Source organism: Microbacterium sp. KUDC0406, from assembly GCF_021582875.1.
Taxonomy (GTDB): Bacteria; Actinomycetota; Actinomycetes; order Actinomycetales; family Microbacteriaceae; genus Microbacterium.
On record NZ_CP091138.1, the window covers coordinates 792874 to 819382 of the forward strand.

The window sequence follows — 26509 nt, forward strand, 5'->3', positions numbered from 1 at the left end:
AGGCTCTGGGCATGATCGACGCATGGATGCCGAACTCACCGCGCGACGAGGACTGATCGACCAGCTGATCGAGGGCGGGCTCATCCGCTCCGATCGTGTACTCCGGGCCTTCGAGCGGGTGAGACGCTCGGCGTTCATCCCGGACGCGCCGCTGGAGGAAGTCTACGCAGACCGCACGCACACGGTCGCCGAGGACGACGGCGTCAAGGTGAGCACGGTCTCGGCTCCGTCGATGCAGGCCAAGATGCTCGAGCTCGTCGATCCGGCACCTGGCGAGGACGTGCTCGAGATCGGCTCGGGCGGAACGAACGCGGCACTGCTCGCCGAGATGGTCGCTCCGGGCGGCTCGGTGTGGACGGTCGACATCGACGAGCGGGTGATCGAGCGCGCCCGCGCTTCGCTGACGCAGCATCCGACTCCGGTGCCGGTCCGTGCCGATGTCGTGGATGCCTGGGCTCCGGGCACGGCGATCACCGAGGCGTCCTTCGATCTGGTGGAGTTCACGGTCGACACGTGGACTTTCCCGGAGTGGCTTCTCGACGTGCTGCGTCCGGGAGCGAGGGTGGTCGCGCCGCTGTCGCTGTTCGAGTGCGGATGGGCGTTCACCTTCGACGAGGGGCGGCTGCGCGGGACTCGGGTGTTCACCGGCGGGTTCGTGGCGGCGCGGGGAGCGGGTGCGTCCGGCACCGAGCCCCGGTACGCCAGGGCGGGAGACATCTGGCTGGCGCGGGATCAGGACGCCGACGACGGGTGGCTCTCGTCCGTACTGGCGCGTGAGGGCGAGTCCGTCGAGACCGGGTTGCGCCTCACTGCGGGATCCCTGTACTCGCCGGTCATCCTCCGGCTGTTCGCCGGTTCCGAGTCGGCGGGGACGATCCGGAGCGAATCGCAGAGCCGAGAGCACGGGTTCCCCGGTGCGCCGTGGACGGGCACGCCGGTCTGGCTGGCCGACGACGGTCTCGCGGTGATGGACAACCGTCGGGTCGACGGCGGGGTCGAGGTGTTCGTGCGCGCCTTCGGCGACGACGGCGCCGACCTCGCCCAGCGCATGGCGGAGCGGCTGCGCACCTGGCGGCAGGACGTCGGAGAGCCTGTGTGCGAGGCGATTCCGGTCTCGGCCGTGCGGGAGGCGGCGCCGGAGGGTGTGCGCGTGATCCGCCGCGGCGCGTGGGAGTTCCGGCTCTCCTGGGAGCGCTGACGCCCTATGCCTGTTCCGGCCAGTAACGGCGGCGGACACGGCTCCAGTCGTTGCCCCGCAGTTGCGGGTAGAGCAGCGAAGCGGCCAGACAGTACTTGCTGACCCGGTGCGGGCGGACGCCGTGCTGTACGAACAGCCGGTCCAGCTCGGAGGCGCCGCCGGCGGACTTCGTCTCCACGAGCAGGTCGTCGGGCCCTGCGATGCGGCGCCCGGCCGTGCTGAAGTCCAGTTGCTCGTCGATCGTGATCCGGTGATCGCCCTGCACCAGCGTCGAACGACGATAGTCCGTGCGCAGCACGGGGTTCAGCTCGGCGGCATCCGTTCCGGTGACCGCAGAGACGAAGCGCCGCCCGTCTGCACCGAGTCGACCGGCACGAGCGGGATCGTGCGGGATCCTCTGCTTCACCGTCAGCCCGCGGAGGCCCTTGGACTTCACCTCGAGCTGACATCCGCCGCTGTCGCGATAGGTGCGGGTACGCACCTTGAACCGGTGCCGGCGACCCTGCGCGTGCTGACAGTACAGAGCGAACCGCGGTGTGTCGAGATACACCGATCGATAGCGGAACGAGCGCAGGCCACCGATCTCGAGCGTGCGCAGGCCCTCGCCGGCGTCGGGGAGCAGCCGACCGAGCAGTGCGCGCGGAACGAAGTACTTGCGGTCGACACGGTTCATCAGGGCCGCCGCGCTCTCCAGCTCGCTGAGCGAGATCGACGGCAGGGCATCCAGGACCGCTGCCGGGGAGGTCATGCGAACGCGTCCTCGGCGATCCGAGGCGATTCCTCGATCGGGGCCTCCCGACGGCGGTGCGCACGGGCGCGGTAGCGCACATCGACCTGCGTGGTCTCCCGGACGAGATCGAGGTCGAGCACCTCGATACGCACCAGATCGGCGTTGAGCAGCGTCGCGACGGCGGCCTCGAGCTCGCGTTCATCCGGGTACGCCCGGTCCAGCATCAGCAGGTGATGCCTGGTCCGTGAAGCGACCCGAGGACTGTCGACGACGAGCATCACCACGAGCATGAGGGCCGACAGCGCCGGCGCGATCCACTCCGGCGACGGCCGCAGGCCGGAGAGCAGACCGAGCGCCAGGGCGACGAAGTAGTAGGCGATCTCCTGCTGGGTGATCTGGTCGGAGCGCAGCCGGATGATCGAGAGGATGCCGAACAGGCCGATCCCGAGCCCGATGCCCACCTCGACCGAGGCGAGCGCGACCGTGACGGCGAGCACCCCCACGTTCAGCGCGATGTACGACAGCAGGAGGTCGCGCCGACGGTGCCGGCGGAAGTACAGGGCGTAGGCGAGCAGCGTGATCGACACGAGGTCTGTGACGAGGGCGATGGCAAGCGACATGATGACTCCTCCGGTTGTGCTGGTTCCCAGGCTCGCCGCTCGTCGTGAGCGCCGGATGAGGCACGGATGAGAGAGTTCTCACGCGGGTGGCACGCGCAGCCGATAGCCTGCGCCGCGCACCGTCTCGAAGCGGTCGGCCCCGAGCTTTCCCCGGAGGTACCGGATGTAGACGTCGACGACGTTCGATCCGGGGTCGAAGTCGAAGCCCCAGACCAGACTCAGCAGCTGCTGTCGCGTGAGCACCTCGTCCGGATGCCGCAGGAAGACCTCGAGCAGCGCGTACTCCCGGCTCGTCAGCTCGACGGCCTGTTCGCCGATCACCGCGCGCCGGGTGCGCAGATCGAGCGTCAGGTCTCCCGACCTCAGCGTGACCGCCTCACCGGGGAGGAGGTGGCCAGTCGCAGCCGGATGCGGGCGAGCAGCTCGTCGAACGAGAAGGGCTTGTGCATGTAGTCGTCGGCGCCTCCGGTCAGCCCGGCGACGGTGTCCGAGGTCGCGTCGCGTGCGGTGAGGATGATGATCGGCAGCTCGATGCGCTCCGAGCGCACCCGGCGCAACACACTGAAGCCGTCGAGTCCGGGCAGTCCGATGTCCAGCACCATGAGATCGAACTCTCCTGAGCGGGCGAACTCGAAGGCCGTGTGTCCGTCGCTCACCGTCTCTGATCGGAAGCCGTTCGCGCGCAGGCCCTTCTCGATGAACGACGCGATGCGCTCCTCGTCCTCGGCGAGCAGGATGCGGTTCATGATGTCTCCTCGGCATGCTGCGGCAGGTCCAGCGTGAAGGTCGAACCGGCCCCGGGAGCGGAATCGACCGAGACCCGTCCGCCGTGCGCCTGCGCGATGCGGGCGACGATCGCGAGCCCGAGGCCGCTGCCGCGCGTGCGCGGAGCGCCCGGACCGCGCGCGAACCGCTCGAAGATCAGGCTCTGCTCCTCGGGATCGATGCCGGTGCCGGCGTCGCGCACCCACAGTCGCACCCGGCCGTCGCGCACGTCGCCACCCACGGCGATCGTCTGGCCGGCCGTCGTGTGCGAGACGGCGTTCTGGGCGAGCTGCAGCAGCGCCTGGGCGAGACGCTGCCCGTCGGCGAGGATGACGCCTTCGGGCACGGCGTCGATCGCCCATCGGCGGTCAGCGATCGCGCTGGCCTTCGCCAGCGTGTCGACCACCAGGTCCGTCAGCTCGACACGTGCCATCACGAGGAAACCCGGACGCTCACTGCGGGCGAGCAGGATCAGGTCGTCCACCAGACGGGACATCCGCCGCAGCTCGTCGTCGACGAGGCGCAGCGTCTCCTCGCGCTCACCGGGATCGTCGCCCATCACGTCGAGATGGCCCCGCACGACGGTGATGGGAGTGCGCAGTTCGTGGCCGGCGTCGTCCAGAAAGCGCCGCTGACCGTCGAAGGCCGCCTGGACGCGATCGAGCATGCCGTTGAACGTGAGCGCGAGCTGTGCGACGTCGTCGGAGCCCACCACGTCGATTCGCCGACCGAGGTCGTCGCCGCCGCCGATCAGTGCGGCCGTGTGCTGCACCTCACGGATTGGAGTCAGTGCGCGCCCCGCCACCAGCCAGCCGGCACCGGCGGCGAGGAGCAGGGCGGCCACGCCGGCGGCGCTCATGGTCAGGACAGTCGACCAGGCCTCGGCCTGCGCCGGAGCGAGGAACTCCACGGCGACGAGCGCCCCGCGCTGCGCCTGCCCTTCGAACCGCACCGGCAGCACGGCGTAGAGCGCGGCTCCTGCGTCGGTCTCGGTGCGGCCCCAGCGCGGAGCCTGCGCGGTGGCGAGGTCGGCGACGAACGCCCGATCCGCGTCGAGGCGGGCCGGAGGGTCACCGCTGCTGCGCCGGTCGGCATGCCCGTCGACGATGCTGAAGAAGCTCTCCTCCGTCTCCGGAAGGTTGTGCGCGAGATGACTCGTCAGAAGCGTCCGCGCATCGGCGAACGGGGCGCCGGTGGCGGGATCGTCGCCCTGGGCGAACGACCGGAACTTCTCGGCCTCGTGCCCGAGTTCTGTCGCGGCGGCCGCGTCGATGCGCGAGAACAGGGCTCGGCCCGTGACCAGCACGATCGCGCACAGGGCGATCGCCACGACGAGCAGAGTGGAGGTGAGTATGCGGGTGCGTACGGTCCTGCTGCGCCGCGACTCAGTCATCGTCGTCATCGTCCACGTCATCGTCCGGGTCGTCGGCATCGTCGTCCCCGGCATCCGGCGGGGAGCCGGCGCGACCGTCTGCGCGGGTCCGGGCGTCGCAGGAGGGGGTGTCGTGGCGGGTATGGGCTGACGTGTGACGACGACGGACGGCCCGAGATCGGGTGCCGGCGCGCTGAGCGCCCGGTCGGATGCCCACCATGTGCCGATCAGCAGCAGTATCCCGACCGGCGCGACGAGGTATGTCCGGCGTGCCACCCCTCCAGTGTGTCTGAGGACGCGTCGATCCGGGTGAGGATGAGAGAGTTCTCATCCCGAGAGACTTTTGCAAAGAAAGTCTTGCAAAGAAGTCTTTGCATAGGTATCTTTGCATGCATGACGAACGAACCCGCTGCACTCGGGCCGGAAGCGGACCGCACGCTTGACGCCGGTGCGCTCAAGGCGCTCGCGCATCCGCTGCGGGTGCGCATCTACAACCTGCTCGGCGAGCGCGGCCCGCAGACCGCCAGCACGCTGGCTGCGCTCATCGGCGAGACATCGGGAGCGACGAGCTACCACCTGCGGGCACTGGCGAGCCACGATCTGATCCACGAGGTCGTCGGCCGGGGCACCGGCCGCGAGCGCTGGTGGGAGATGCACCGGGGCAGCGTCAACGTCCCTGGCCCCTCCGAAGTGAACTCTCCGGCTTCCCGCGCCGCGTCGCAGGTCGTCATGTCGGAGTTCTTCCGGCTGCGCAACGACTCGCTGCTCGAGTACCTGAACCGTCCGTCGGCCGATCAGCCTGAGGAGTGGCGCGACCTCGGACTCGTGCTCACATCCCGCCTGGACATGACACCTGAGCAGATGTCCGAGGTGCGCGACCAGCTGAAGGCCGTGCTGGACGGGGCGGTGGAGCGCTTCCGAGACCAGGAGGGCAAGCCGGGCACCCGTCGGGTGGCCATGCGCGCCGAGATCTTCGATCTGGCAGATGGGCCGGATCGCCACACGACCCCCGAGGAGGAATCATGACCGCCGCAACGCTGCACATCGCCACTCCCACTCCGACCGAGCGCACCCTTCTGCGGGTCGCAGGCGGGCTCACCGCCTTCGTCGCACATCGCCGCGAGCGCCGGGCGGAGCGCCGCGAGATCGCGCTGGATCTGCTGCGCGAGCAGCAGGCCCGCAAGCAGGACCCGCACGCCGTCGACCACGCGCTGGCACTGCAGGGCGTGAACCGGCGCTGACATCGGAGAACTCCGAAACCGCAAGCCCGCGCCGAGACTGTGGCGTTACCACCACGTCTCGGCGCGGGCTTGCAGTTTGGAGGGGAAGGTCAGTCCTGGAACGGACGGGCGATCACGTCGCCGGATGCCGTGAGCAGGACCTCCCACCCGGCATCCAGCTCGGCGATCGGACGGCCCTCGAGCCAGGTGAGCGTCCAGTGGCCCTTCGACAGGCTCAGGGACCCAGCCAGATTCGCCTCGACCTCGGCGATGCCGGGGCGCAGGGCGGCGGGGACGGATGCCGGCGGCTCGGCGCCCGTGGTCCAGCGCGTACCGAGTTGCATCACGCTTCCTCGGCCGGCGCCAGCTCGATCGCCGTCACGGCGAGCTCGTCCGCCTCGGCGAAGGCCAGCTCGGCGATGCGACCCACGGCGCGCAGATCGTCGGCCGCCGCCTGAAGCGCGGCGACCTTCGCCGCAGGTGCGGCGATCGTCGCCGAGGCGACCGGCGTCTTCTGCGAGGCCTTCGCCTCGGTCTTGGCGCGGCGGATGCCGATAAGTGCCTCGCTCGCGGCGGCGAGCACGGCCGCGTCGCCCTCGGTGCCCAGGGGCTCCGGCCAGGCGGCGGTGTGGATCGAGCCCTCCTCGAACCACGACCATGCCTCCTCGGTCGCGAACGACACGATCGGGGCCAGCAGGCGCAGCAGCGTGGACAGTGCCAGACGCAGCGCCAGGGCGGCGGATGCCTGGCCGACGTCCGTCTGGTCGTAGGCGCGCTCCTTGACCAGCTCGAGGTAGTCGTCGCAGAAGGTCCAGAAGAACGCCTCGGTGATCTCGAGCGCCTTCGCCTGGTCGTAGTTCTCGTATGCCGCGGTGGTTCCCTGAACCACCTGGTCGAGCGCGGTCAGCATCGAGGCGTCCAGGGCATGCGTGATCTGCGCACCCTCGGGAACAGGGAAGGACAGCACGAACTTCGCCGCGTTGAGGATCTTGATCGCGAGGCGCCGGCCGATCTTCACCTGCGTCGGGTTCTGCGGGTCGAACGCCGCGTCCATGCCCAGGCGGCTCGAGGCCGACCAGTACCGCACCGCGTCGGAGCCGTGCTTCTCGAGGATGTCGGCCGGGGTCACAACGTTGCCCTTCGACTTCGACATCTTCTTGCGGTCGGGGTCGACGATGAAGCCCGAGATCGCCGTGTCGCGCCACGGCGAACGTCCGTCCTCGAGGGTCGAGCGCAGCATCGTGGAGAACAGCCAGGTGCGGATGATGTCCTGACCCTGCGGGCGAAGGTCGAACGGCGCCACCAGGTTCCAGAGCTCCTCGTCGCGCTGCCATCCGCCCGCGAGCTGCGGGGTCAGCGACGAGGTCGCCCAGGTGTCGAAGATGTCCTGCTCGGCCTCGAAGCCGCCAGGCACGCCGCGCTGATCCGCGGTGTAGCCCGCCGGCACGTCGGTGGTCGGGTCGATGGGCAGACTGTCCGCCGACGGAACCAGCACGCGGTCGTAGTCGCGCTCGCCGTTCCCGTCGAGCGCGTACCAGACCGGGATCGGCACGCCGAAGAAGCGCTGCCGCGAGATCAGCCAGTCGCCGGTCAGGCCGCCGACCCAGTTCTCGTAGCGCACGCGCATGAAGTCCGGATGCCAGGAGAGCTCGCGCCCGTTCGCGATGAGCTGGTCGCGCAGCTCCGCGTCTCGCGCGCCGTTGCCGATGTACCACTGGCGGGTCGAGACGATCTCGAGGGGGCGGTCGCCCTTCTCGAAGAACTTCACCGCGTGGTTGAACGGCTTGCCGACGGCCGTCATGTCGCCGGTCTCCTGCAGCTTCTCCACGATGGCCTTGCGCGCCGAGAAGACGGTCTTGCCCGCCATGTTCTCCACGTACCACGCGGCGCCTTCGCCGGCGTGCACGGACGCGGGTGCGTCGGGCAGGAAGCGGCCGTCGAGTCCGATCGTCGTCATGTTGGGCAGGTCGCTGCCGTCGGTGCGTCGCAGTTCGCGCCACCAGACGATGTCGGTCACGTCGCCGAAGGTGCAGACCATCGCCGCACCCGTGCCCTTGTCGGGAAGCGCGAGGTGGTGGCCGTGGATCTCGATGTCGGCGCCGAAGAACGGGGTGCGCACCTTCGTGCCGATGAGGTGCTTGAAGGGCCCCTCGGGGTGGGTCACGATCGCGACGCAGGCAGGGAGCAGCTCGGGACGGGTGGTCTCGATCGGGATCGAGCCCGAGCCGTCGGCGAACGGGAACTCGATGCGGTGGTACGCCGCCTGCTGCTCGCGGTCCTCGAGCTCCGCCTGCGCGATCGCGGTGCGGAAGTCGATGTCCCACAGCGTGGGTGCGAGGGCCTGGTAGGCCTCACCGCGCTCCAGGTTGCGCAGGAACGCGAGCTGGCTCTGCCGGATGGTCTCATCGGAGATGGTGCGGTACGTCTGCGTCCAGTCCACGCTGAGGCCGAGCTGGCGGAACAGGGCCTCGAACTGCTTCTCGTCCTCGACGGTCAGCTTCTCGCACAGCTCGATGAAGTTGCGGCGGCTGATCGGCTGCTGATCGGCTGCGCGGCTGGACTTGTTGTCGCCGCCCTCGAACGGGGGCGTGAAGTCGGCGACGTAGGGGAGCGAGGGGTCGCAGCGCACGCCGTAGTAGTTCTGCACACGGCGCTCGGTGGGCAGGCCGTTGTCGTCCCAGCCCATCGGATAGAACACGGTCTTGCCGCGCATCCGCTCGTAACGGGCCTTCACGTCGGTGTGCGTGAACGAGAAGACGTGTCCGATGTGCAGGCTGCCGGACGCGGTCGGCGGGGGAGTGTCGATCGAGTAGACGCTGTCGCGGCCGAGCTCGGCGGCGCGCGTGCGATCGAAGAGGTAGGTCCCCTGGGCGGACCAGGCGTCGTTCCACTTCGCTTCGAGACCTTCGAGGGCGGGCTTGTCGGGGATCGCGGACATAGAGGGTCTCCTTGAGCGATGTATGCGGCACTGTGTGAGCGTGCCTGAGTGTGGGATGCCGGGACAGTCTATCGGTCGCATCGCGGTCAGCATTGATCGACCCCGTCCAGTAATCCCCGGTAAGCTGGAACGTCCCGTTCCCGCACCCTTCCGAGGTCACGCATGCCCGCCTTCACTGCGCGCCGTCTTCTTCCCCTCGCGGCGATCGCCGCGGCATCCGCTCTGGTTCTCAGCGCGTGCTCCGCACCCTCCGGCGGCGACGCCGGATCCGAGGGCGGCGAACTCGTCTGGGCGATCGAGGGGGCGAACCTCTCGGCCGGCAAGATGGACCCGCAGGTGAGTCAGCTCGACGTCACCGCCATGGTTCAGCGCCAGGTGCTCGACTCGCTGGTGTTCCAGGAGCCTGACGGATCGTTCTCGCCGTGGCTCGCGAAGAAGTGGCAGGTCTCGGATGACGGGAAGACCTACACGTTCGAGCTGCGCGACGACGTCACCTTCACCGACGGCACCCCGTTCGACGCGGAAGCGGTGAAGGTGAACTTCGACCGCATCGTCGACCCGGCCACCAAGTCGGCGCAGGCCGCGAACATGCTCGGCGGCGAGCTGTACGCAGGCACGAAGGTCGTGGATCCGCACACGGTCGAGGTGAGCTTCACGCAGCCCTACGCGCCGTTCCTGCAGGCCGCGAGCACCGCGCAGCTGGGCTTCTGGTCGCCGAAGGTGCTGAAGAGCTCCGCTGACAAGCTCGCAGCGGGCGGCCCTGACGTGAGCGTCGGCACCGGACCGTTCGTGCTCAGCGAGTACACCGCCGATCAGGAGATCGTCTACACCCGCAACGACGACTACGCCTGGCGGCCCGAGGGGTCGAAGGCTCCGAAGATCGAGACGCTGCGCGTCGAGATCCTCCCGAGGCATCCGTGCGCGCGGGCGTCGTGAAGTCGGGTGAGGCGGATCTCGCCGGCCAGCTGCCGCCCAATGTCGTCGGCGACCTCGGCGACGACGTGACCGTCGCGGCGAAGGAGTACCCCGGTCTGCCGTACTCGCTGTTCCTGAACGAGAAGTACGGCGTGTTCGCCGACCAGAAGGTGCGCCAGGCGTTCGAGAGGGCGATCGACGTGGATGCTGCGGTCGAGAAGATCTTCTTCGGCGAGTTCCCGCGGGCCTGGAGCATCCTCGGCCCCACCACGCCCGGCTACGACAAGAGCCTCGAGGGCAGCTGGCCGTTCGACGCGGACAAGGCGAACGCCCTGCTCGACGAGGCCGGCTGGACCGCACGCGACACGGACGGCATCCGGATGAAGGACGGCAAGCGCCTGTCCGCGCGCTGGATCGCGTGGACGCCGATCTCCGACGACAAGGCCGCCCTCGCCAACGCCGTGCAGTCCGACCTGAAGAAGGTCGGCTTCGAGATCACGCGCGAAGCGCTCGAGCCGGCCGCCTACAACGAGCAGTACGGCCCGAAGACCTACGACATCACCGACTGGGACTTCTCGGGTGTCGACCCCGACCTGCTGCGCAGCCACCTGGGCACCGACGGCTTCCAGAACGCGTCGCAGGTGAGCGACCCGGCCGTCGACGAACTGCTCGCCGACGGGCTGGCATCGTCGGATGCCGAGGAGCGCAACGGCATCTACCGGAGTGTGCAGGAGTGGAACGCCGAGCACGTGGCGATCGTGCCGCTCTATGTGAACTCCGCGATCACGGCGCAGAACAAGAACGTCGAGGGCCTCACCTACGATCTGTACGGCCGTCCGCTGTTCTACGGAGTGAGCGTCGCCGGCTGACGTACGCTCTCTGACGTGTCCCGTCTCGTGCTGATCCGGGTCGGCGGCCTTCTGGCATCCGTCCTGGTCGTGCTGTGGGGCGCCGCGACGCTGGCGTTCCTCGCCTTCCGGATCATCCCGGGCGATGCGGTCTCGGTCATGCTCGGACCGCAGGCTCAGGTGAGCGAAGAGGTCAAGGCCGGCATCCGCGCCGAGCTCGGCCTGGACCGCCCGCCCCTGGAGCAGTACTTCTCGTATCTCGGTGGCCTGCTGCGCGGCGACCTCGGCACCTCGTACCAGCTGCGGCTTCCGGTGGCCGAGGTGATCGGCCGGCAGCTCGGTCCCACCGTGCAGCTCACCGCGGTCGCGCTGCTCATCGCTCTCGTGCTGGCGTTCTCGGTGGCGCTGTTCGCGCGACGGGGCGTCGTGCGCGGGATCGTCGTGACCGCGGAGCTGATCGTGCTCTCGTCTCCCGTGTTCTGGGTCGGACTCGTGCTGCTCGGGGTGTTCGCGTTCGGGCTGGGGTGGTTCCCTGTGGCGGGCACGCGCAGTCCGGCGACGATCGTGCTGCCCGCCGTGACGCTCGCCCTGCCGATCGCCGCGCTGATCGGTCAGGTGCTGCGCGACGGCATCGACCAGGCCGAGCGGCAGCCGTTCGCCGAGACCGTGCGGGCCCGCGGCGCAGGTCCGGCACGGCTGACGCTGCATCACTCGCTGCGGCACGGCGCGGCGAGCACGATGACCCTGGCCGCGTATCTCGTCGGGTCGCTGCTGGGCGGGGCGGTGCTGGTCGAGACGGTCTTCGCCCGTCCGGGACTCGGCAGGGTCACGCTCGCGGCGATCGTCGACCGGGACGTGCCGGTGGTCGCGGGCATGATCATGCTCAGCGCCCTCGTGTTCGTGATCGTGAACGTGGTCGTCGAGCTGCTGCATCCGCTGCTGGATCCGCGATTGCGCGAGGCGCCCGCCGCCATCCCCGCACCGCAGATCGGCGAACGGCGATGAGACGCAGGATGCTGGGGATGTGGATCGCCGTCGCCTTTCTGGCGCTGGTCGCGGTCGCAGCTTTCCTGCCCGGCCTGCTCGCCACGCACGATCCGCTGCAGACCGACGTACGCGCGGCCCTGCTGCCGCCGGGAGCAGAGCATCTGTTCGGCACGGACCAGTCCGGCAGGGACGTGTATTCGCGGGTGATCTACGGCGCGGCGCGCTCCGCCGGGATCGGCCTGCTCGCCACGACGCTCGCGCTGGTCGTCGGACTCGTCGTCGGGGCGCTGTCCGGTGTCGCGCCGCGGCCGGTGGACGCCGTGGCGATGCGGCTCACCGACATCCTGCTCGCCTTCCCCGAGTTCCTCATCGCGCTCATCGTGGTGGCGGTGCTGGGGCCGGGGCCGGTCAACGTCGCGGTCGCTGTCACGCTCGCCGCGGTGCCGGTCTACATCCGCCTTGCGCGCACCCAGACCAGGACGCTGCGCGGCGCCGAGCACGTCGAGGCCGCGCGCATCCTCGGCGTCGGGCCGGTGCGCGCGTTCCGGCGGCACGTGCTGCCCGGCGTGCTCGGGTCGTTGAGCGTGCTCGCGACGATCGGCATCGGGTCGAGCATCCTCGCCGCCGCCGGGCTGAGCTTCCTCGGCCTCGGCCCGATCGAGCCCCAGCCGGAGTGGGGCCTCATGCTGTCGGGAGGACGCAACGTGCTGGGCCGGGCGTGGTGGATCTCGGGGTTCCCCGGACTCGCGATCACTCTCACGGTGATCAGCGCGACCGTGATCGGTCGCACCCTGCGTGCTCGGGCGGACGGAGTGCGCGCATGAGTGCCCTCTGGGACGAGCGGTTCGTGGCCCGGCACGGGCGTCGCGGCTGTGCAGCTGGCGCGGAGTTGTGCGCCCGCCGCGGACGGATGGGGGCGCAAGTTCCGCGTGGAGCGCACATCCCCGCGCGAAGCGCGCACGAGGTCGGTGGGCGCGCTCGTGCACCCCAGCCGCGGATTTGTGCACCTGCCGCGGACGGATGGCGGCGGGGCATCCGCGCGGAGCGCACATCCCCGCGCAAAACGAACGCGTGTTCCGCGGATGCACGCGCACATCTCCGAGGAAGGTGCGCCGCATGAGCGCCGTCGACGTGCGCGGACTGCGCATCGCGTTCGGCGAGCGGTCGGTCGTCGACGGGGTGTCCTTCGCGGTCCAACCGGGGGAGTGCCTGGCGATCGTCGGGGAGTCGGGCGCCGGCAAGTCGCTCACCGCACGTGCCCTGCTGGGTCTGGCGCCGGGACGGGTCGCGGCATCGGAGCTGTCGATCGACGGGACGGATGCCCGGAGCCTGAGCGACCGTGGATGGCGATCGCTGCGCGGTCGGCGCATCGCCCTGGTCTCGCAGGACGCGCTCGCCGCGCTCGATCCGCTCCGGCGGGTGGGCGCGGAAGTGGTCGAGCCGCTGCGCATCCACGGGATGCCGGCGGGTGAGGACCGCGTGCTCGCGCTGCTGCGCGAGGTCTCGATCCCGGAGCCGGAGCGCCGGGCCCGGCAGTATCCGCATGAGCTCTCCGGCGGACTGCGGCAGCGCGCGCTGATCGCCTCCGCGCTGTCGACCGCGCCCGCGGTACTGGTGGCGGATGAGGCGACGACGGCGCTGGACGCCACGGTGCAGGCGCGTGTGCTCGCGCTGCTGCGCTCGATCGCCGATCGAGGCACCGCGGTCGTGTTCATCAGCCATGACTTCGCCGCGGTGCGTCGTGTCGCCGACCGGGTGGTCGTGATGCGCGCCGGGCGGATCGTCGAGCAGGGCACCACCGCGCAGGTGATGGATCGGCCGCAGCAGCAGTACACGAGGGAGCTCGTCGCGGCATCCCGGCATGAGGTGCCGACGGATGCCGGAGAGGCGGCCGCCGTGCTGCTTCGTGCGGAGAGCGTGTCGAAGAGCTTCGACCGCCCCGCGGTGCGAGACGCCTCGTTCGTGCTGAGGAGCGGTCGGACTCTCGGCATCGTCGGGGAATCCGGCTCGGGCAAGACGACGCTCGCCCGCATGATCGTGGGCGTGACCGGGCCGGATGCCGGCACGCTGGACTGGACGGCGCCGCAACGCGTGCAGCTCGTGCATCAGGACCCTCTCGGGGCTTTCGATCCGCGCTGGACGATCGCCCGCTCGCTCGGCGAGGCGCTCGAAGCGGCCGGTGTCCCGCGCGTGCGACGCCGAGCGCGGACGGCGGAACTGCTCGAAGAGGTGGGCCTGGCTGCCGAGCTGGGCGCGCGACGGCCGCCGGAGGTCTCCGGAGGTCAGCGTCAGCGGGCCGCGATCGCCAGGGCGCTCGCCGCGGACCCGCAGGTGCTCGTGCTCGACGAGCCGGTCTCCGCGCTCGACCCGACGGTGCGGGAGCGGGTGCTCGCCCTGCTGCGCCGGGTGCAGCAGGAGCACGGTCTGACCATGGTGTTCGTCTCGCATGACCTCGGCGTCGTCGGAGCCGTCTGCGACGAGGTGCTCGTGATGCAGGACGGCGCGATCGTCGAGAAGGGGCCGGTGCGCGAGGTGTTCACCGCTCCGCGCCATCCGTTCACGCGGGAGCTCCTCGCGGCGCGGTGATCATCGTCACCGTCGCGGCTGCGGTCCGTCGATGGGCGTGCAGTCGCGCGGAGAGGAAGGAGCTCGCGTGTCAGTCCTGCACGTCGATGCCTGCCGCAGCGGCGAAGGCGGGGGCGAGCAGTTCGACCTGGCGGGAGCTCAGGGTCGCCCCGCGCAGCGCGAGCACGTCGAGGTAGGCGAGGGCGTCGAGCCCGCGCAGGTCGAGGTCCTTCGCGGTGAGGCCGCGGGTGTCGACCTCGTCGGCGCGGGTGTCGTCGAAGCGGACGCGGGTGAGCGTCGCCTGCGGCACGTCGAGCGTGTGCAGGGTCGTGTCCGCGACGAGCACGTCCTCGGCCCGCGCCGCGCCGAGCGACAGGTAGTCGATGCGCACTCCGCGGATCTCGAGCTCGCCGATGCGCGCCGACGAGAGATCGAGTGTTCCGATCCGGCCCCGATCGATTCGAAGGCGCCGGATGCTCGCGTCGCGCAGTGAGACCACGGGTGCGCGCAGATCCTCGATGCGCACGTCGAGCAGTGTCGATCCGGTGAGGTCCACCCGGTCGGCGGAGCCCGTGAGCACGCACTGCTCCAGGCTTCCGTGCGCGAGGTCGGTCTCGCCGGCGCACTCGACGGATGCTGCGATCAGGTCGGCTCGCCGCGCAGCGGCCGCCGGCGTCAGGCGGTCGGGCAGATCCGGAGCGGAGACGCGAGGAGGCACGGGGCGGATGGCGGGCACCAGGTGAGACTACGGGATGGCGCCGACATCCGCCCTGCGCTATATTGCTAGCATGCAAGCAAGGGAAGCCAAGGTGCAGTTCAACGTGTACCTGCCGCCCGACCTCGTGCGTGCGGTCAAGCACCGGGCGATCGATGACGGACTGAGCTTGTCGGCTCTGGTCGAAGAGGCACTGCGCGCCCATGTGGAGGAGAAGCCATGACAACCGTTCAGCAGATCGTCTACACGGATGCTCCGGAGCGCTGGCGCGCGCTCGCGGCCGCGCTCGGATTCGTGGCGCCGTACCCGCCGACGCCGGAGTGGGCCGAGTTCGACGGCGGTGGCGTGCTCGCCGTGCATCACGCCACCGGGGCCCACCCGGCCGGCGGCGTGGATCTGAACCTGCTGGTCGCCGACCTCGATGCCGCGGAACGCGCCCTGGAAGGGCGCGACGTCACGCGCGGGGTGATGGATGGCGTGGGGGAGATGCTCACGGTGCGAGCCGCATCCGGGCTGACCGTGACGGTGTTCGCCGGAGCGAGGGACGCCGCTTCCGGTGAGGTCGCCGTGCAGCCGATCTGGTTCCAGGACGACGTCGACGAGGCGCGCCGCATCCTGGAGGCCCTCGGCCTGCAGGCATCCATCCTCGCCGGCGGCGGCGGCTGGGCCGAGATGCGAGCGCCGGGCGGGGGATCCGTCGGCGTGCACTCGGCGTCCGGTCGTTCGGAGGGTGAGGGACAGGGCTTCGGCTTCTCCTTCGAGGCCGTCGGCGACCTCGAAGGGCTCGCCGGCGGGGCTGAGGGACGCCGGATTCGATGCATCCGTCATCGATGAGTCCTACGGCCGCACCATCCGCATCGCCGACCCTGAGGTCTGGATCAACGGCGCGCAGACCGATCTCTACGGGTATCACCGGGCGCACTGAACCAGGCACCCTCGCGTGCGCTTCGCGCGGGAATGTGCGCTTCGCGCGGATGTCTGTGGCGCATGCTGCCCGCAGATCCTGCTCATCCCCGAGCGGAGCGAACGGGTGCCGGCGTGCACGTTCTGCAGTCTTGTGCGCTTCGCGCGGATGCTGCGCCGACATCCGTCCGCGGGAGCTGCACATGGCCGCGGGAGACGTACCACCGGACTCGTACTCCACATTCAGGTGTCCATGGGTGTTCTGCACAGGTCTGCGATTGTCGTGCCTGCGCTGAGCTCATGAGCCGCACACTGACGGGATGCCGAACAAGAAGAAGTCCTGGCTCGATGTCGTGGGAGACGTGCGGACGCATGGCGGCGTCGTGCGGCGCGCGCGTCTGACCGAGCGCGGCTTCGGACGCCGTGCGATCGATGAAGCGGTCGCGCGTGGAGCACTCAACAGGCCGCGACGCGGATGGCTTGCTCTTCCGGACGCCGATCCGCAGCTGAGATCCGCGCCGAAGTTCGGCGTGATCATCACCTGCCGCACTCAGGCGCAGCGGCTCGGCTTGTGGGTGCACGACGTGTCCGGGGATCCGCATGTCGCCGTTCCGCCGAACAGCACGGGCGGCCAGGGTGTGCGCGCGAAGATCCACTGGGGAGCGCCGCTGATACCGAGAGACCCAGACGCGCTTGTCGACCCCATCGAGAACGTGCTTGCGTACGTCGCCGAGTGCGAACCGTTCGAGCAGGCCGTGGCGACGTGGGAATCCGCGTTCAACAAGGGACTCGTCGACATCGGCGCGATGGCAAGGCTGCCACTTCGCCCGGCGGCCCGCCGAGTGCTGGAAGTCGCGACGCCGTTCGCGGATGCGGGACTCGAGACATACCTCCGGCTCCGGCTCCGCTGGCTCAGACTGCCGATTCGCATGCAGACCTGGATCGCCGGGCACAAGGGCGACACACTGATCGGGGACAGGCTCATCGTTCAGATCGACGGTGCGACCCACACAGGACCACAGTGCGATGAGGACATCCGGCATGACGCTCAGCTTCGTCTGCTCGGCTATCACGTGATCCGCGTCTCCTATCGGCAGATCATGTTCCAGTGGGCGGAAGTGCAGGATCTGATCATGCGCGCCGTCGCGCAGGGCCTGCATCGCGCAGCCTGATTCGAGCATCCGGTGCGGAGTTATGCGCTTCGCGCGGATGCTGCGCGGGCATCTGTCGGCGGAGGCGCACAAGTCCGCGGGAACTGCACGCCAGGGCCCGACGGGAGGCGCCCGCGCGAACATCCGGCGCGACCGCGTAGAATGGCTCGATCAGCTGTGATCCGGCCATCACCGGGGAGCTCTCGGAAGAACGCTTCGACAGGCTCAGCGCAAGCGCAGACAGGCTCAGCGCAAGCGGCCAAGAGGCAACTAGAACCGAGCGGGGCAGGCCCGTCATCGCCGCAGTGAAAGAGGCTCGCCGCGAGACGGGCAAGTGAGGTGGTACCGCGGCCCGTCAGGTCACAATCCGGACAGGTCGTCCTCGCAGCAGCATCCGACACGATCACTGCGAGACGACATGACCTACCCGCGCACCTCCTCCTTCGGCCCCGCCGCCCTTCGACAGGCTCAGGGCCCGGTGACCCCGAGCCCGCGCTTCCCCGAGATCGAGCGCGAGGTGCTCGAGTTCTGGAAGGCCGACGACACCTTCCGCGCCTCCATCGCGCAGCGCGAGGGCGCCGACGAGTGGGTGTTCTACGACGGCCCGCCGTTCGCCAACGGCCTGCCGCACTACGGGCACCTGCTGACCGGGTACGCGAAGGACCTCTTCCCGCGCTTCCAGACCATGCTCGGCAAGAAGGTCGACCGCGTGTTCGGCTGGGACACCCACGGTCTGCCCGCCGAGCTCGAGGCGATGAAGCAGCTCGGTCTCACCGAGAAGAGCGAGATCGAGGACATGGGCGTCGGCGTCTTCAACGCCAAGGCCAAGGACTCGGTGCTCACCTACACGCGCGACTGGGAGGACTACGTCACGCGCCAGGCGCGCTGGGTGGACTTCGAGCGCGGCTACAAGACCCTCGACCTGAGCTACATGGAGAGCGTGCTCTGGGCGTTCGACCAGCTCTACGACAAGGGCCTCGCCTATGAGGGCTATCGCGTGCTGCCGTACTGCTGGCGCGACGAGACCCCGCTGTCGAACCACGAGCTGCGCATGGACGACGACGTCTACAAGGACCGTCAGGACCCATCCGTCACCGTCACCTTCCCGCTGACCGGCGTGAAGGCCGAATCGCTCGGTCTGACCGCCGTCCGCGCCCTCGCCTGGACCACCACGCCGTGGACGCTGCCCACCAACCTCGCCCTCGTCGTGGGACCCGAGATCGAGTACGTCGTGCTTCCCGCGGGCCCTGCAGGCGCCGCCGACGTGCACAACGGGGACGACCCCGTCGAGGCAGCAGCGCACCGCTACCTGCTCGCCCGCGATCTGCTCGGCGGCTACGCCAAGGACCTCGGGTACGAGTCGGCCGACGACGCGCTCGCCGCGGTGCAGCAGACCGTTCGCGGCGCCGACCTGGCGGACGTCCACTACGACCGCCTGTTCGACTACTACGCCGACGCCGAGACCTGGGGCACGCAGAACGCCTGGCGCATCCTCGTCGACGACTACGTGACCACCACCGACGGCACCGGAATCGTGCACCAGGCACCCGCCTACGGTGAGGACGACCAGCGTGTCACCGGCGCCGCCGGCATCCCGACCATCCTGTCGCTCGACGACGGCGGCCGGTTCCTGCCGCAGGTGACGGATGTCGCCGGCGAGCTGTGGATGGACGCCAACACGCCGCTCATCCGTCTGCTCCGTGCCGAGGGCCGGATGCTGCGCGAGCAGAGCTACGTGCACTCGTACCCGCACTGCTGGCGCTGCAGGAACCCCCTGATCTACAAGGCCGTCTCGAGCTGGTTCATCCGGGTCACCGATCTCAAGGACCGGATGCTCGCGAACAACGAGCAGATCACCTGGGTGCCCGAGAACGTGAAGCACGGTCAGTTCGGCAAGTGGCTCGAGGGCGCGCGCGACTGGTCGATCAGCCGCAATCGCTACTGGGGCTCGCCGATCCCGATCTGGAAGAGCGACGACCCCGAGTACCCGCGCGTCGACTCCTACGGCTCGCTCGAGGCGCTGGAGCGCGACTTCGGCACACTGCCGCGCAACGGGAGCGGCGAGATCGACCTGCACCGCCCGTACATCGACGACCTCACCCGCCCGAACCCCGACGACCCGACCGGCAAGAGCACGATGCGCCGAATCGAGGATGTCTTCGACGTGTGGTTCGACTCCGGGTCGATGCCGTACGCGCAGGTGCACTACCCGTTCGAGAACCAGGAGTGGTTCGACTCGCACGCGCCGGCGGACTTCATCGTGGAGTACATCGGGCAGACCCGCGGCTGGTTCTACGTGATGCACGTGCTCTCCACCGCGCTGTTCGACCGCCCCGCGTTCACCGGCGTGAGCTGCCACGGCATCGTGCTCGGCTCGGACGGCTACAAGATGTCGAAGTCGCTGCGCAACTACCCGGACGTGTCCGAGGTGTTCGACCGCGACGGGTCCGACGCGATGCGCTGGTTCCTGATGTCGAGCTCGGTGCTGCGCGGCGGCAACCTCTCGGTCACCGAGGAGGGCATCCGCGCCGGCGTGCGGGAGTTCATCCTGCCGCTGTGGAACTCGTGGTACTTCTTCGCGACCTACGCGAACGCTTCGACAAGCTCAGCGGGGGCTGCGGCCGACGGGTATGAGGCCACCTGGCGCACCGACTCCACCGACGTGCTGGACCGCTACATCCTGGCCCGCACCGGCGACCTGGTCCGCGATGTCAAGCAGGATCTCGAGGGTCTGGACTCCACGACGGCCGCCGCGCGCCTGCGCGACTTCGCCGAGGTGCTCACGAACTGGTACATCCGTCGCTCGCGGGACCGGTTCTGGGACCCTTCGACAGGCTCAGGGGCCCAGGTCGACTGCTTCGACACGCTCTACACGGTGCTCGAGACGCTCTGCCGCGTCGCGGCACCGCTCGTGCCGCTGATCAGCGAGCGGGTCTGGCAGGGGCTCACCGGCGGGCGCAGCGTGCACCTGACCGACTGGCCCGACGCAGAGGCATTCCCGCACGCCGACGACGTCCGCGATGCCATGGACGCCGTCCGCGAGCTCTCCAGCGTGGGCAACGCGCTGCGCAAGAAGGAGAAGCTGCGCGTGCGGCTGCCGCTGGCCCGCTTCACGGTCGTCACGCCGGATGCCGCCGCGCTGGCGCCCTTCGAGGACATCCTGCGCGAGGAGCTGAACGTGAAGAGCGTCGAGCTGGTCGCGCAGGGCGACGGCACCCCGGCGGAGTACGGCATCAGCCACCGCCTCAGCGTCAATGCCCGTGCCGCCGGCCCGCGTCTCGGCAAGGAGGTGCAGCGCGTGATCCGCGCGGCCAAGGACGGCTTCTGGACCGAGGACGGCGGCGTCGTGACCGCCGACGGCATCGTGCTCGAGCCGCACGAGTACGACCTCGCGCTGGAGACCACCGGCCGCCCCGAGGGCGAGGCCCTCGCCGTCGTGCCGACCGGCGGCTTCGTGCTGCTGGACACCACGACCACGCCCGAGCTCGAGGCCGAGGGCCTGGCCCGCGACGTGATCCGCGCCGTGCAGGACACCCGCAAGAAGGCCGGCTTCGACGTCAGCGACCGGATCAGCCTGGTGCTGGACTTCGCGTCCGCCGAGGAGGGCGAGGCGGTGGCATCCGCGTTCGAGACCGCGGACGTCGCGGGGAGACTCTCGCACTCGCCTTCGAGGTCCGTGCGGGCGGCGCCGTGTACACCGACTTCGGGATCCTGCCCGGCGAGTCGGAGTTCGAGACGACCGTGCCGAAGGGCACCTACGCCAACACCGCCGACTTCACGGTCGCGGTCAACCGGATCGGAGAAGGGGCATGAGCGACAGGCAGCGGGCCGACCGGGTCTACGAGCAGCTCCTGGAGCGGGCGGGTGAGCGCTGGGTGCAGCCGCGTAAGGAGCGCGTCGCGCGCATCCTCACGCTGCTGGACGATCCGCAGCGCACCTATCGCGTCGTGCACATCACCGGGACGAACGGCAAGACATCGACGGCGCGGATGATCGAGAGCCTGCTGCGCGCCCACGGGCTGCGCACCGGGCTGTTCACCAGCCCGCACCTGGAGCGCTTCACCGAGCGGATCATGATCGACGGGGAGCCGATCGCGGATGCCGCGATCGCCGACGCCTGGGACGAGATCGAGCCGTTCATCGGCATCGTCGACGCCGAGCTGGAGGCCGCCGACGACGCACCGCTGACGTTCTTCGAGCTGCTCACCGTGCTCGCGTTCGTCGCCGCATCGGATGCTCCGGTCGACGTGCTCGTGCTCGAGGTGGGCATGGGCGGGGAGTGGGACTCCACCAACAACGCCGACGGCGATGTCGCGGTGTTCGCCCCGATCGACATCGACCATGCCGACCGGCTCGGCGACACGATCGCGGAGATCGCCCAGGTCAAGGCCGGGATCATCAAGGACGGTGCCTCGGTGGTCTCGGCTGAGCAGCCGGAGGAGGCCGAGGCCGTGCTGCGCCGCGTGGCCGCCGAGCGCGGCGCGCGGATCTCGTTCGCCGGAGCGGACTTCGGCCTGGCCGACCAGCGGCTCGCCGTGGGCGGGCAGCTGCTCACCGTGCGCGGCCTGGCCGGGCAGTACGTGGACGAGTACCTGCCGCTGTACGGCGCGCACCAGGGGCACAACGCGTCCCTCGCGATCGCCGCGGTGGAGTCGCTGATCGGCGATGCCACGCAGCCCATCGCCGGCGACATCCTCTCCGACGCCCTGCAGAACGTGACCTCGCCGGGTCGCCTGCAGCTGCTCGGCATCGCACCGACCGTGGTGGTCGACGCCGCGCACAATCCGCACGGTGCGCGCTCCCTCGCACAGGCGCTGTCGGACAGCTTCGACTTCGACGAGTGGGGCCTGGTGCTCGGCGTGCTCGCCGACAAGGATGCGGCGGGCATCGTCGACGTGCTGCTGCCCGCGGTCGCCGAGGTGTTCGCGACCGCGCCGGATTCGGCGCGCGCGAACGACGCCGACGCGATCGCCGATCTCGTCGAGGAGCGCGGACGCCGCGCGAGCGTGCACCCGACCCTGGCCGAGGCCGCTGACGCGGCGCGCGAGTGGGCCGCGAGCTCGGATCGCCGTGCGGTGATCATCGCCGGCTCGGTCGTGCTGGCGGGAGAGGCGATCGCGCTCTCCGAGGAGGAGGACTGGAAGTCGGGGTGGAGCGCGTGAGTGCACGCGGAGCACGCCCCCAGCGGACCCTCGTCCAGAAGCTCGCACCGATCGTGCTCGGCTTCGAGGCGATCGTGGTCTTCCTCGCGGGTCTCACGATCTACGGCCTGAACGTGCTGCCGGCGGGCATCCCGTCCTGGTGGGGGATCGTCGGCGGCGTCATCGTCGCGCTGCTGATGTTCGCCCTCGCCGGCATGATCACCCGTCCCTGGGCGATCGCCGCCGGCTGGGGACTGCAGGCGATCGTGGCGCTGTCGGCGATCCTCGTTCCCGCGATCCTGTTCGTCGTGCTGATTTTCGGCGGCATGTGGGCGTATGCGACGATCGTGGGGGCCCGCATCGACGCCCGTGCGCCGCGAGCCGAAGCCGAAACTCCGACAGAGAGCGAATGACATGGCTACCGAAGAAACCCTCGTCCTGGTCAAGCCCGACGGCGTCGCCCGCGGTCTGACCGGTGCGATCCTCGCCCGTATCGAGGCGAAGGGCTACGCGCTCGTCGACCTCCGTCTGGTCGAGCCCGACCGCGACCTGCTCGCCGGGCACTACGCCGAGCACGAGGGCAAGCCCTTCTACGAGCCGCTGATCGAGTTCATGATGTCCGGTCCGTCCGTGGCGATCCGCCTGGCCGGCAACCGCGTCATCGAGGGCTTCCGCTCGCTCGCCGGCACCACCGATCCGACCACCGCCGCACCCGGCACCATCCGCGGCGACTTCGGGCGTGACTGGGGCCTGCCGGTGCAGCAGAACCTCGTGCACGGCTCGGACAGCCCCGAGTCGGCCGCCCGCGAGCTGGGCATCTGGTTCGGCTGAACCCCCGACGAACAGAAGGCGCCTCCCGATCGGGAGGCGCCTTCTTCGTGTCCGCGGGTCAGAACAGCGTGGACAGGATGTTCAGCTGCAGCTGAGCCGCGCCGAAGATGATCACGTAGCCGAGGATCGAGATCAGCGGAACCCATGCCACGATCGCGTCGCCGAAGCGCTGCAGCGCCTTCCCCGCGAGACCGGCTCGCAGGTTGCGCACGGTCGTGCCGAGGAACATCGGGATGACGACGAGGTAGACCAGCGCGCACCAGGGGCACAGGGTGCCGATCACGAAGATGCTCTGGAAGGCCAGCCAGTACACGAAGGAGATGGCGAACAGCATCCCGGCGTTGAAGATCCACCAGAACCAGGCCGAGAACCGTGCCTTCGCCAGCAGCGCGAAGCCCACGACGATCGGGGCGGGGAACATCATCAGGCCCAGGATCGGGTTCGGGAAGCCGAACGTGCTGCCCTGCGGCGAATCGATGTTCTTGCCGCAGTTCAGGATGCTGTTGATGTTGCAGGTGAGCGCGGAGTCGGGCTTCTGCAGCAGCAGGATGTGGTCCATCTCCAGCGAGAACGCGGCGAGGAGTCCGAGCGCCCCTCCGATGATCAGCGTGAGGGCGAGGGCGAGGTGCGTCCGGGGCACGACGGCGGGGCTGGGTTCTGAGGCCATGGTCGGATTATGGCACCCGTGTGTATCAATCATCTGACGCGCGAAAGCGCCCGATGCCGCAGCCGGCGCGCCGAAGTGCGATAATGGCATGCAGATGCGCAACACTCGCATCGAAGAGACTTCGGGGCCGAGCCCCACGCGGTCCGCGCACACGCCGACCGTCTGTGAGTTCGCGGCAGTCAGTGCCGCACGAGTTTTCGCGGAGCACGCAGTGCCCCGCGCAGGGAGTACGCCAGAGATGGCCGATGAGAACGATGACAACCAGACCCCTATCCTCGACGCCCTGCCGGAGCAGCCGGTAGCGGCCGACTCCGTCGTCGAGGCGGATGCCGCGGCAGGGGAGACCCCGCCGGCGGCCGAGGAGGCCGCGCCTGTCGAGGCCGGGGCATCCGAGCCTGAGCGCGAGATCGCGGCAGAGCAGACACAGGATGCCGCCGCGCCGGTTGCCGCCGAGCCGGCTGCCGCGGCTGAGTCGAGTGCTGCCGCCGAGCCGGCTGCCGCGGCTGAGTCGAGTGCTGCCGCCGAGCCCGGCGAGCCGGAGAAGTCCGAGCCGCAGCCCGTCACCGCGGTGACCCTGGGGCTCCTGCCCGAGGTGTTCGTGTCGAAGGTGTCGACGCAGCTGCACTTCTACGCACCCGAGATCGTGCCGCTGCCCGCCCGTCGCGACGACGAGCAGGACGGCGAGGCCGGTGGCCGCCGCCGGGCGCCGCCGTCGTGGTGAGGGCGACGAGGAGCGTTCTGAGCCCCGCCAGCGTCAGCGCGTCGTCGAGTACATCACCGAGCCGAAGGCGATCAAGGGGTCGACCCGCCTCGAGGCGAAGAAGCAGCGCCGCCGCGACGGCCGTGACGCCGGTCGCCGTCGTCCGGTGGTCACGGAGGCCGAGTTCCTGGCCCGCCGCGAGTCCGTCGACCGCAAGATGGTCGTCCGCTCGAAGAACGGCCGCACCCAGATCGGCGTCCTCGAGGACGGCGTGCTCGTCGAGCACTATGTCGCCCGCAACCAGGACGCGTCGCTGATCGGCAACGTCTACCTGGGCCGCGTGCAGAACGTGCTGCCCAGCATGGAGGCCGCCTTCGTCGACATCGGGCGCGGCCGCAACGCCGTGCTGTACTCCGGCGAGGTGGACTGGGACGGCGTCGAGACCGGCAACCAGCCGCGTCGCATCGAGCTCGCCCTCAAGCCGGGCGACCGCGTGCTGGTGCAGGTCACCAAGGATCCGGTGGGCCACAAGGGCGCCCGTCTGACGAGCCAGATCTCGCTGCCCGGCCGCTACCTCGTGTACGTGCCGAACGGCTCGATGAACGGCATCTCCCGCAAGCTGCCCGACAACGAGCGCGCGCGCCTGAAGCGCATCCTCAAGGAGGTGCTGCCGGAGTCGTCAGGCGTGATCGTCCGCACCGCGGCCGAGGGCGCCACCGAGGAGCAGCTCACCCGCGACGTGCAGCGCCTGACGTCGCAGTGGGAGCACATCCAGAAGCTCGTCGAGTCGCAGTCGGCCCCGTCGCTGCTGCACGCGGAACCCGACCTCCTGGTCAAGATCGTCCGCGACGTCTTCAACGAGGACTTCACGAAGATGCTCATCCAGGGCGAGGACGCGCAGCGCACCATCCGCGCCTACCTCGAGAGCGTCGCCCCGGACCTGCTCGAGCGCGTCGAGTCGTACGAGGACGAGACCGACCCGTTCGACGCGTTCCGCATCACCGAGCAGATCGAGAAGGCGCTGGACCGCAAGGTCTGGCTGCCCTCCGGCGGTTCGCTGGTGATCGACCGCACCGAGGCCATGACGGTCGTCGACGTCAACACCGGCAAGTTCGTCGGCTCCGGCGGCAACCTCGAGGAGACCGTCACCAAGAACAACCTCGAGGCGGCCGAGGAGATCGTCCGCCAGCTGCGGCTGCGCGACATCGGCGGCATCATCGTCGTCGACTTCATCGACATGGTGCTCGAGTCCAACCGCGACCTCGTGCTGCGCCGCCTGGTGGAGTGCCTGAGCCGCGACCGCACGAAGCACCAGGTCGCCGAGGTCACGTCGCTCGGCCTCGTTCAGATGACCCGCAAGAAGCTCGGCCTCGGACTGCTGGAGACGTTCAGCGAGCCGTGCGAGATCTGCGCGGGCCGCGGCGTCATCGTGCACCACGATCCGGTCGTGAAGCACCGCTCCACCGGCGGCTCGTCCGGCGGTCAGGGGCGTCGCTCGCGAGGTGGCAGCGGCGGAGGCGGCAACGGCGGCGGAAGCAGTGCCAACAGCCAGCCTGCTCAGGCCGCCGCTGCCGCCAACGGCGGCACGCACAGCATCACCGAGGGGGCGAAGTCGGCCCTCGCGCAGATCGCCGCATCGACGATCGTCCCCAGCGTCGAGGGAGTGCACGTCGAGCCCGAGCAGGCGGCGGAGCAGGCGCCCGAGCAGGCTCCGGAGCGCAAGAAGCGCAAGAAGCGCTCCTCAGAGCGCAAGGGGCCGAAGACCGAGACCGAGCAGCTGCTCGACTCGGTGCTCGATGCCCTTCCCGAGCCGAAGGCTCCCGGCCAGGGCCGCAACCGTCGTCGCGTGACGACCGCGGCGCTCTCGGGCACGCCCGTCGTGCGCCCCGAGCCCGTCGCCGACGCGTCAGCGCCGGTCGCGGGCGGGGATGCGCAGTCCTGACGCGATCAGCCTCGTGACGAGCTCCTTGCCGCCCACGTGCTCCGCACCGGCGGCGATGAGCTTCGGTACGAGGTCTTCGGGGACGTCGTAGTGATCGCGGTCGAACGCTCGCGCCGGCACGCCCTGCGCGAGCGCGAAGGCGTGCAGTTCGTCGAGACTGCTGTCGCTGGCCAGGTGCGCCCACAGTCGTCCGTGCGCGGGCCAGAGCGGATCGTCGACGAGTACAGCCATGACGCGATCCTAAGGCGGATGCGGGGCGGGGCCTCGGCGGGCCGGTTCCTGAGCCCGGCCTGCGGACACA

21 protein-coding genes and 4 pseudogenes are annotated in these 26509 nt (G+C 69.8%); 16 read left to right on the forward strand and 9 right to left on the reverse strand.

What is annotated here, in order from left to right:
* Positions 1 to 22 precede the first annotated feature (22 nt).
* The gene (locus L2X99_RS04070) at positions 23 to 1198 is read left to right on the forward strand and encodes a hypothetical protein (protein ID WP_236124963.1); all 1176 of its coding nucleotides are present in this window, start codon (positions 23 to 25) and stop codon (positions 1196 to 1198) included.
* 4 nt (positions 1199 to 1202) lie between these two features.
* On the opposite strand, the gene L2X99_RS04075 is transcribed toward L2X99_RS04070, so the two are convergent.
* From L2X99_RS04075 to L2X99_RS04090, 4 genes and pseudogenes are all read right to left on the reverse strand, one after another.
* Positions 1203 to 1946, reverse strand: coding sequence for a polyphosphate polymerase domain-containing protein (locus L2X99_RS04075; RefSeq protein ID WP_236124962.1), 744 nt, complete (start codon positions 1944 to 1946; stop codon positions 1203 to 1205).
* Positions 1943 to 2548 carry a DUF4956 domain-containing protein gene (locus L2X99_RS04080; RefSeq protein ID WP_236124961.1) on the reverse strand — a complete coding sequence of 202 codons (606 nt, stop codon included), beginning with the start codon at positions 2546 to 2548 and terminating at the stop codon, positions 1943 to 1945. Before L2X99_RS04080 ends, L2X99_RS04075 begins: the two co-directional genes overlap by 4 nt.
* 78 nt (positions 2549 to 2626) lie before the next feature.
* Positions 2627 to 3294 (reverse strand): annotated as a pseudogene (locus tag L2X99_RS04085) (response regulator transcription factor).
* Positions 3291 to 4643: a sensor histidine kinase gene (locus tag L2X99_RS04090; protein WP_236135662.1), complete on the reverse strand. Its 1353-nt coding sequence runs from the start codon at positions 4641 to 4643 to the stop codon at positions 3291 to 3293. The pseudogene L2X99_RS04085 and the gene L2X99_RS04090 overlap by 4 nt, the downstream one beginning before the upstream one ends.
* A gap of 22 nt (positions 4644 to 4665) precedes the next feature.
* On the opposite strand from L2X99_RS04090, the gene L2X99_RS04095 reads away from it, so the two are divergent.
* The 3 genes from L2X99_RS04095 to L2X99_RS04105 all read left to right on the forward strand — a co-directional run bounded on the left by L2X99_RS04095 (position 4666) and on the right by L2X99_RS04105 (position 5926).
* Positions 4666 to 4836 (forward strand): hypothetical protein, encoded by a 171-nt coding sequence (locus tag L2X99_RS04095; protein WP_236135663.1) that lies wholly within the window; start codon positions 4666 to 4668, stop codon positions 4834 to 4836.
* Between the two features lie 242 nt (positions 4837 to 5078).
* Complete coding sequence (locus tag L2X99_RS04100; RefSeq protein ID WP_236124958.1) at positions 5079 to 5711, forward strand: winged helix-turn-helix domain-containing protein; 633 nt, start codon at positions 5079 to 5081, stop codon at positions 5709 to 5711.
* Positions 5708 to 5926, forward strand: a complete 219-nt coding sequence (locus L2X99_RS04105) for a hypothetical protein (protein WP_236124957.1) — start codon at positions 5708 to 5710, stop codon at positions 5924 to 5926. The genes L2X99_RS04100 and L2X99_RS04105 overlap by 4 nt, the downstream gene beginning before the upstream one ends.
* 89 nt (positions 5927 to 6015) lie before the next feature.
* Here L2X99_RS04105 and L2X99_RS04110 read toward each other — a convergent pair whose 3' ends face one another.
* Both L2X99_RS04110 and valS read right to left on the reverse strand, forming a co-directional pair.
* Positions 6016 to 6249 (reverse strand): hypothetical protein, encoded by a 234-nt coding sequence (locus L2X99_RS04110; RefSeq protein WP_236124956.1) that lies wholly within the window; start codon positions 6247 to 6249, stop codon positions 6016 to 6018.
* A complete protein-coding gene (valS, locus tag L2X99_RS04115) occupies positions 6249 to 8843 on the reverse strand; it encodes a valine--tRNA ligase (protein ID WP_236135664.1) in 2595 nt (864 codons plus the stop codon). Before valS ends, L2X99_RS04110 begins: the two co-directional genes overlap by 1 nt.
* Positions 8844 to 9203: 360 nt before the next feature.
* On the opposite strand from valS, the pseudogene L2X99_RS04120 reads away from it, so the two are divergent.
* The 4 genes and pseudogenes from L2X99_RS04120 to L2X99_RS04135 all read left to right on the forward strand — a co-directional run bounded on the left by L2X99_RS04120 (position 9204) and on the right by L2X99_RS04135 (position 14179).
* Positions 9204 to 10627, forward strand: a pseudogene (locus L2X99_RS04120) (ABC transporter substrate-binding protein).
* A gap of 15 nt (positions 10628 to 10642) precedes the next feature.
* A complete protein-coding gene (locus L2X99_RS04125; protein WP_236124954.1) occupies positions 10643 to 11611 on the forward strand; it encodes an ABC transporter permease in 969 nt (322 codons plus the stop codon).
* Between the two features lie 17 nt (positions 11612 to 11628).
* On the forward strand, positions 11629 to 12417 hold the full coding sequence (locus tag L2X99_RS04130) for an ABC transporter permease (protein WP_236124953.1): 789 nt from the start codon (positions 11629 to 11631) through the stop codon (positions 12415 to 12417).
* Positions 12418 to 12709: 292 nt separating this feature from the next.
* On the forward strand, positions 12710 to 14179 hold the full coding sequence (locus tag L2X99_RS04135) for an ATP-binding cassette domain-containing protein (RefSeq protein WP_236135665.1): 1470 nt from the start codon (positions 12710 to 12712) through the stop codon (positions 14177 to 14179).
* Between the two features lie 70 nt (positions 14180 to 14249).
* On the opposite strand, the gene L2X99_RS04140 is transcribed toward L2X99_RS04135, so the two are convergent.
* Positions 14250 to 14894 carry a pentapeptide repeat-containing protein gene (locus tag L2X99_RS04140; protein WP_236124952.1) on the reverse strand — a complete coding sequence of 215 codons (645 nt, stop codon included), beginning with the start codon at positions 14892 to 14894 and terminating at the stop codon, positions 14250 to 14252.
* Positions 14895 to 14946: 52 nt separating this feature from the next.
* On the opposite strand from L2X99_RS04140, the gene L2X99_RS04145 reads away from it, so the two are divergent.
* The 7 genes and pseudogenes from L2X99_RS04145 (at position 14947) to ndk (ending at position 22899) form a co-directional block, all read left to right on the forward strand.
* A complete protein-coding gene (locus L2X99_RS04145) occupies positions 14947 to 15096 on the forward strand; it encodes a CopG family transcriptional regulator (RefSeq protein WP_236135666.1) in 150 nt (49 codons plus the stop codon).
* A complete protein-coding gene (locus tag L2X99_RS04150) occupies positions 15093 to 15707 on the forward strand; it encodes a VOC family protein (RefSeq protein WP_236135667.1) in 615 nt (204 codons plus the stop codon). The genes L2X99_RS04145 and L2X99_RS04150 overlap by 4 nt, the downstream gene beginning before the upstream one ends.
* Before the next feature lie 389 nt (positions 15708 to 16096).
* Positions 16097 to 16948, forward strand: coding sequence for a type IV toxin-antitoxin system AbiEi family antitoxin domain-containing protein (locus L2X99_RS04155; RefSeq protein ID WP_236124948.1), 852 nt, complete (start codon positions 16097 to 16099; stop codon positions 16946 to 16948).
* A gap of 397 nt (positions 16949 to 17345) precedes the next feature.
* Positions 17346 to 20740: pseudogene (gene ileS / locus L2X99_RS04160) on the forward strand (isoleucine--tRNA ligase).
* Positions 20737 to 22089, forward strand: coding sequence for a bifunctional folylpolyglutamate synthase/dihydrofolate synthase (locus tag L2X99_RS04165; protein WP_236135669.1), 1353 nt, complete (start codon positions 20737 to 20739; stop codon positions 22087 to 22089). Before ileS ends, L2X99_RS04165 begins: the two are co-directional and overlap by 4 nt.
* Entirely contained in the window at positions 22086 to 22481 is a 396-nt protein-coding gene (locus tag L2X99_RS04170; RefSeq protein ID WP_236135670.1) for a DUF4233 domain-containing protein, read from the forward strand. The genes L2X99_RS04165 and L2X99_RS04170 overlap by 4 nt, the downstream gene beginning before the upstream one ends.
* 1 nt (position 22482) lies before the next feature.
* Positions 22483 to 22899, forward strand: a complete 417-nt coding sequence (gene ndk, locus L2X99_RS04175; RefSeq protein ID WP_236124945.1) for a nucleoside-diphosphate kinase — start codon at positions 22483 to 22485, stop codon at positions 22897 to 22899.
* A gap of 58 nt (positions 22900 to 22957) precedes the next feature.
* On the opposite strand, the gene L2X99_RS04180 is transcribed toward ndk, so the two are convergent.
* Positions 22958 to 23566, reverse strand: a complete 609-nt coding sequence (locus tag L2X99_RS04180; protein WP_236124944.1) for a vitamin K epoxide reductase family protein — start codon at positions 23564 to 23566, stop codon at positions 22958 to 22960.
* Between the two features lie 238 nt (positions 23567 to 23804).
* Between L2X99_RS04180 and L2X99_RS04185 the strand changes: the two are divergent.
* Positions 23805 to 26208, forward strand: a pseudogene (locus L2X99_RS04185) (Rne/Rng family ribonuclease).
* On the opposite strand, the gene L2X99_RS04190 reads toward L2X99_RS04185, so the two are convergent.
* Positions 26173 to 26439 carry a DUF4031 domain-containing protein gene (locus L2X99_RS04190; RefSeq protein WP_236135671.1) on the reverse strand — a complete coding sequence of 89 codons (267 nt, stop codon included), beginning with the start codon at positions 26437 to 26439 and terminating at the stop codon, positions 26173 to 26175. The pseudogene L2X99_RS04185 and the gene L2X99_RS04190 sit on opposite strands and share 36 nt — an antisense overlap.
* Between the last annotated feature and the right edge of the window lie 70 nt (positions 26440 to 26509).